The organism is Psychrobacter sp. FME13, from assembly GCF_014861395.1.
Taxonomy (GTDB): Bacteria; Pseudomonadota; Gammaproteobacteria; order Pseudomonadales; family Moraxellaceae; genus Psychrobacter.
This window is the reverse complement of record NZ_RRYV01000223.1, coordinates 1-3,400: the sequence shown is the minus strand read 5'-3', so window position 1 is coordinate 3,400 and position 3,400 is coordinate 1. Positions and strand designations below refer to the sequence as shown.

Annotated in this window: 3 protein-coding genes; all 3 read right to left on the bottom strand. The window is 40.6% G+C overall.

Annotated features, from left to right (window positions below; genetic code table 11):
• Positions 1-249: 249 nt before the first annotated feature.
• On the bottom strand, positions 250-864 hold the full coding sequence (gene ssb, locus EI164_RS15210) for a single-stranded DNA-binding protein (RefSeq protein WP_192520794.1): 615 nt from the start codon (positions 862-864) through the stop codon (positions 250-252).
• A gap of 123 nt (positions 865-987) precedes the next feature.
• Positions 988-2,352: an MFS transporter gene (locus EI164_RS15205; RefSeq protein WP_192520792.1), complete on the bottom strand. Its 1,365-nt coding sequence runs from the start codon at positions 2,350-2,352 to the stop codon at positions 988-990.
• Positions 2,353-3,080: 728 nt separating this feature from the next.
• Positions 3,081-3,400, bottom strand: a 320-nt coding sequence (locus EI164_RS15200) for a transposase (protein WP_318779513.1), incomplete at its 5' end; no start/stop codon positions are given.

Below are 3,400 nucleotides of genomic sequence, written 5' to 3'. Positions count from 1 at the left end.
AGTCATGGTCTTTATAATAACAATTGAATTTGTTAATTATTTTATAACATTTTTAAGTAGGATTGACTATAGTATAAGTCAACCAAGTCCAATCTATACATTAGTATGGTCAGCGAATATGACGATTTGTATGGATTTGACTATATAATCTCTATTATTCGTACTACTGATTAATTATAAAACATAAAAAAAGAGCCTATTCACATAGGCTCTATCTAACTTAATCAACATTACTTAATCAAGTATTCCTCAAAATGGAATATCATCATCTACTGGCCCGTCTGGCATTGCAGTAGGCTTAGGTTGTGTAGGTTTTTGTGCTGGAGGATTAAACTGGTTTTGCTGAGCAGGTGCGCCTTGATTGCCAAAGTTGTTCTGACCGCCATTAGGTTGATTGTAGCCACCTTGTTGAGCGGGCTGATTATTGACTTGCTGACCAAAGTTATTCTGGCCGTTCTGATTGCCATAGCCCTGATTTTGACCGCCTTGATTACCATAGCTGCCACCCTGCCCTTGAGCTTGACCACCAGTTGCACCATCTAGCATTTGCATTTGTTCGGCACGAATCTCGGTGATATAACGATCTTGTCCGTTGGGATCTTGATATTTACGCGTACGTAAGCTGCCTTCGATATAGACTTTACTACCCTTACGCAAATACTGCGCAGCAATTTCACCTAAACGATTGAATAGTGAAATACGATGCCATTCCGTCGCTTCTCGTTTTTCACCACTTTGCTTGTCCGTCCACTGCTCCGATGTCGCAACCGAAATATTGGTCACGCCACCACCGTTATTAAATTGACGTGCCTCAGGATCTGCTCCAAGGTTGCCAATAATGATGACTTTATTAACTCCGCGCATGGTACCGTCCTTTTATTTATGAATAATTTAATGAATCGTGTTAATCATGATTTAATGGAGCCAGTTTGGTCCACCGCATATTAATACTATCAGTAATATGATTTTACTTTAACCAATTTTTGTTTAAATATCTAGAGGGCTTTGCGCTAGATGCGACAACTCTTGTCGCGATATATCTGTCAACTGGGTTTTATCTAATTTAAGATACGCCACTTGCTCTTTCGCCATCACAACTAGTTCATCGACGCCATCTACTGCTAGCATCTGACGTGACCAGTCCTGCATATTGATGTCTTTAGGAATAGTGACGGTCGTGCTTGATAAATAAGGTGGCTGCGCAATCGGTATAATAAGCAGCAAAGCGACACCTATAATGAGCGCCAATATACCCCACGCCAATAGATTAGGTTGATTCAATAAAAACCCGCCCATCGCCCCACCGACAAACGCACCAAAAAACTGGCTAGAAGAGTTTATACCCATTGCCGTGGCTTTATTTGCTACTGGAGCGCGCTTAGAAATCCACGAAGGAATGGTCGCCTCAATGAGATTGAAGCCCATAAAATACAATAATAAGCCGAGTATAATACCAACACCAACCTGACTGCCAAGTGCGAGTATGGCTAAAGCAGCTGTTATTAATGCCAACGCACCCAAAAATACCTGACGCATTTTTCTTTTCTTTTCGGCGATGATAATAAAAGGTATCGCAACAGCAAAACCGATCAACAACAACGGTAAATAAACCAGTCCCTGCTGACGTACCGACAGCCCCATCACTTCTGTCAATTGATGTGGCAAAATAACGAAGATTGCTGTCATAGTCAAATGTAGGGCAAAAATACCGATATGTAAGCGATTTAAGTCACCAATTTTTAACACGCTGGCCAATTGCTGACCAATCGATTTATTATCCAAATTATGCTTGAGTACTCGTAGCGGCGTTGGTACTACCAATAATAGTAGCATGGCTAAAACAGCAAACACGGCTGTAAGCCAAAACAATCCTGAAATACCAAGCGTACCAACCAACAGCGGACCAAAGGCAAAAGCAATCATGATCGAAGTAGCAATGGTCAAACCCATCATGGCCATGGCCTTAGTTCGCATCTCCTCACGAGTCACATCAGCCAGTAATGCCATCAACACAGCAGAAACCGCACCACTACCTGCCAACGCCCGACCGATAATAACCTCAAAAATATCTGTCGCATTGGCCGCGATGATACCGCCAACAGCAAACAAGACTAACCCTAAAAATATAATCGGTTTACGTGGAAATTTATCAGCAGCGAGGCTCATCGGTATTTGAAAAATAGCCTGCCCAAGCCCGTAGATACCAACGGCTAAACCAATCAAAAAAGGCGTCGCATGTACATAATTGTTTCCATATACCGAAAACACCGGCACAATCATAAATAGACCGACCATACGCAAAGCAAAAATACCACCAACGCCTAATATTGCTCGCCTTTCTACGCTATTCATACTTGCCTCACTGATTGATCGTTGGCGGGTTTTCGTATTGTATGTGCTGATATATTACTGCTGCTTTATAAAGGCATCCGCCTAAAAATCAAGCCCCTTAGTATAAGACATTCGCCATTGGGTTGCCGAGACTTTTGTTTTTTGTGTATATTAATCATCTCTCTACTTCGTCATAAATATGACGCCATATTTCTATGACCAAGTGCCTCTGCTAGGGCGTGTCCTCATTTTAAAAATGGAGATAAAAATAAGATAAATAGCAAACAAATAAAGTAGTGCAGATAACATCAAGATATTAGCAAGCTACTTAACACCGTTTGGCAAACACTTAGCCATTTTTAGCCCATTTAATATTTATTATTGTTCAGATTGATGACACGCCTCAGTCATCGCACCTTGAATAATGCTGCTGTCATAACAATAAAGTAAAACAGTACGGATATAAGCTGTATTGTATAGTTGAGTTCAAATAATTTCGATACAAGGAAACCGAGTGCAAGCTATACATTAGTATGGTCAGCGAGGATGACGATGTAGCGGATTTATATGGATTTGACTATATCTTAGACCACGACAACCAAACTGATACTTATCACGAACACTACTAGAAAGTGACACGGTTTAACTGAATATATAACAAACCACATCTATTACTGAGCAGATATTTCATCTAACTTTATTGACTGGTATAAACATGACGATAAAAAGTACCTAGATAAACCCCACTCTCAACTTGAAATAAGCAAATCAAACTGAAGAGGCGGGTTACCAAGTTTTTTATTGAGTACAAAGCACAGATTATGCGACAGAATCTTACGAATCAATCGATGAGACAAATGCCATAAATCTCTTGCTCGTACCTTTTGTATATTAAATCGTTCTGATAACTGACCAATGACTGTTTCAACGATACGGCGGGCTTTCATTAGCCGTCTTACCACAGGTTTGGGTCTATCTTCTTTCATATTAGCTCTGAGTGGCGTTTGTAAATCTACTCCTTGAGCGTCGTAGTACGATGTCAGACTCGGGCTGATATACCCTTTATCAG